This is a genomic window from Gilliamella sp. Fer4-1 (genome assembly GCF_001690515.1).
Lineage (GTDB): Bacteria > Pseudomonadota > Gammaproteobacteria > Enterobacterales > Orbaceae > Gilliamella > Gilliamella apicola_C.
This window is the reverse complement of record NZ_LZGZ01000358.1, coordinates 1-2,450: the sequence shown is the minus strand read 5'-3', so window position 1 is coordinate 2,450 and position 2,450 is coordinate 1. Positions and strand designations below refer to the sequence as shown.

Below are 2,450 nucleotides of genomic sequence, written 5' to 3'. Positions count from 1 at the left end.
TTGATTATTTATATGCTTAATGATTAATTTTATATTAATGAAAATAACATTGGCATTTGATGATAGGGATAACAAATTGTGAGCTAGCAATGTATTTCGGTTCAGAATTAGACAAAAGTTAATTAGTAGTAATAGTTGATTAATTTACTTAATTATCCTTACTAATTGCTTATAGATATAAAAAATAAAGCCTTGAGCTTTATTAAACGATTTCCAGAGATCAATCTATAAAAAATAGGAAAAGTTATTTTATTCGCTTATAAATGGATTCATTCAGAATAAAAATATTATAAAAGGTCGATTATAAATGAACATATTTTTAAAATGCAGGCAAAAATACTATCGGTACTTTATGTTGATACTTTTTTTCTTCTGTAGCGTTGCTTCTAGCAAGTTAGTATTTGCGCAAGAGGCGATATGCGCAGAAGTAAAAATAGTTATAGAACAAAAATTATCATTTGAGCGACAAGCATTTGATGCACGAATGATAATTAATAATGGTCTAGAGGATTCGATACTAAAAAATATACGTATAGAATTGCTCTTTACTGATAGAAATAATCAACAAGTAGTGACAACTCAAAATGCTAATGATAACGATGCAAAGTTTTTTTATCGCATTAACTCATTGTCTGGCGTCAATAGTATTAATGGTGATGGCGAGATAAAAGCAAAAACTAAAGCTGAAGCTCATTGGTTAATTATTCCTGCATATGGTGCGGCTGAATCTGATAATACATTATATTATATTGGAGCTAAAGTTACTTATACATTGAATGGACAAGAAATAAGCGTAGAAGTACCACCTGATTATGTTGTAATTAAACCTCAGCCATTATTAACATTAGATTATTTTATACCAAGCGAAGTTTATGGGGATGATCCCTTTACGCCTGAAATTGAACCATCTATTCCTTTTACATTAGGTGTACGTGTTAAGAATGAAGGTCATGGTACTTCTTATAAAACAGCCATTGATTCTGCACAACCTAAAATTGTTGAAAATAAACAAAATTTATTGATTGACTTCAGTATTTTAGGTAGCTATTTGGGAGATCACGCGGTCAACAAAAGTTTATTATTAGATTTCGGTGATATTGCTGGGCACACATCTAAAGTCGGGCGTTGGGATATGATGACTAGCTTGCATGGTAAATTTGTGGAATTTGATGCAACTTTTACGCATGCTGATACGTTAGGTGGCTCAGTGACTTCTTTGGTAAAAACAGTAAATACACATACCTTAATTCATGATATAAAAGTAGATTTACCAAATAGAGATAATATCAAAGATTTTTTAGCGTTAGATGGTGATGTGATACGGGTATATGAATCTGAAGGACTCAATACAGACATATCAGATCAATCACTTAATGCAACACTTACTACAGTTGGTAAAGAAACAAAACTCGTTTTTCCTAAAACGGAGGGATTAGTTTATGTAAAAATTGCTGATCCAAGTTTAGGTAAGCAAAAAATGAATAAAGTAATTCGTTCAGATGGAAAGATATTACCTGCAGAAAATATTTGGCAATCCAAAATTCGTAACGATGATTTATCTTGGTCTTATTATATTAATTTATTTGATACTAATAGTACAGGAAGTTATACCCTATATGAGAGTGATATAAACGAAACAAAAGCAATAGTAGGCACGTTTTTAGTAACAAAAGGTGCCAAATATTCACTTAATGAATTATTATCAGAAAACTATTATTTTGAAGCCAATAAGTCTTATATGATCGAATTTATTGGTAACATAGCTTCTCGTATTTGTGCAGGAAAGAATAATTTTGATCAAAATACTAAAAAATGTAAGACGGGTTTAAATAGGAATTATACTTTTAATAAAGATGCTTTTAAAACAGATATTTTTATCCCTTCTAAGTCGGGTATCCTTCATGGAGATAGTCACCTCACAGGAAGTATCTATCTACTTGCCAAACAAACAGAAACGATAAAAGTGATTGTTGTGCCTCTTGATATGGAAAATTCATTAACTAATACTATATCAGTTATAAAAGGTTTTCGATATTCATTGAATGAATTATTACCTAAAAATTACATGTTCCAAGCGGATAAGTCTTATTTGGTTAAGTTTTCTGGCGTTGCAATGGCTAGTCGTTATTGTCCAGGAAAAGCAAATTTTGATTTGGAAAGTAAGGTTTGTAAAGCAGGGGTAAGTAGAGATTATAGTTTTAAATCGGATATATTTATTCCGTTTAAATCAGGTATTCTTGGAAAGAATAATGAGTTTACAGGTAATTTCTATATGTCTGCTACTAAGGATGGGGATATCAAAGTATATGTAACACCATTATAAAAATTATTTGACCATCCCTATCAATCTCAACCTATATAAGTAAAACATTACTTATATAGGTTAACTCTGATTATTGATAGATTAATTATAAAAATGGTCTTCAAGTTTTTAATATTTTTCTTAAATA

The 2,450-nt window shown here is 30.1% G+C and carries 1 protein-coding gene; it reads left to right on the top strand.

The genetic code is table 11. The annotated features are described in order from the left end of the window. The first annotated feature begins 307 nt into the window (after positions 1–307). The gene (locus A9G30_RS12230) at positions 308–2,323 is read left to right on the top strand and encodes a hypothetical protein (protein ID WP_176700919.1); all 2,016 of its coding nucleotides are present in this window, start codon (positions 308–310) and stop codon (positions 2,321–2,323) included. The last annotated feature ends 127 nt before the right edge of the window (positions 2,324–2,450 follow it).

What these genes read in the sequence shown, in the direction of transcription:
- A9G30_RS12230 (WP_176700919.1), top strand. Translation starts at nt 308, where the DNA reads ATGAACATATTTTTAAAATGCAGGCAAAAATACTATCGGTACTTTATG.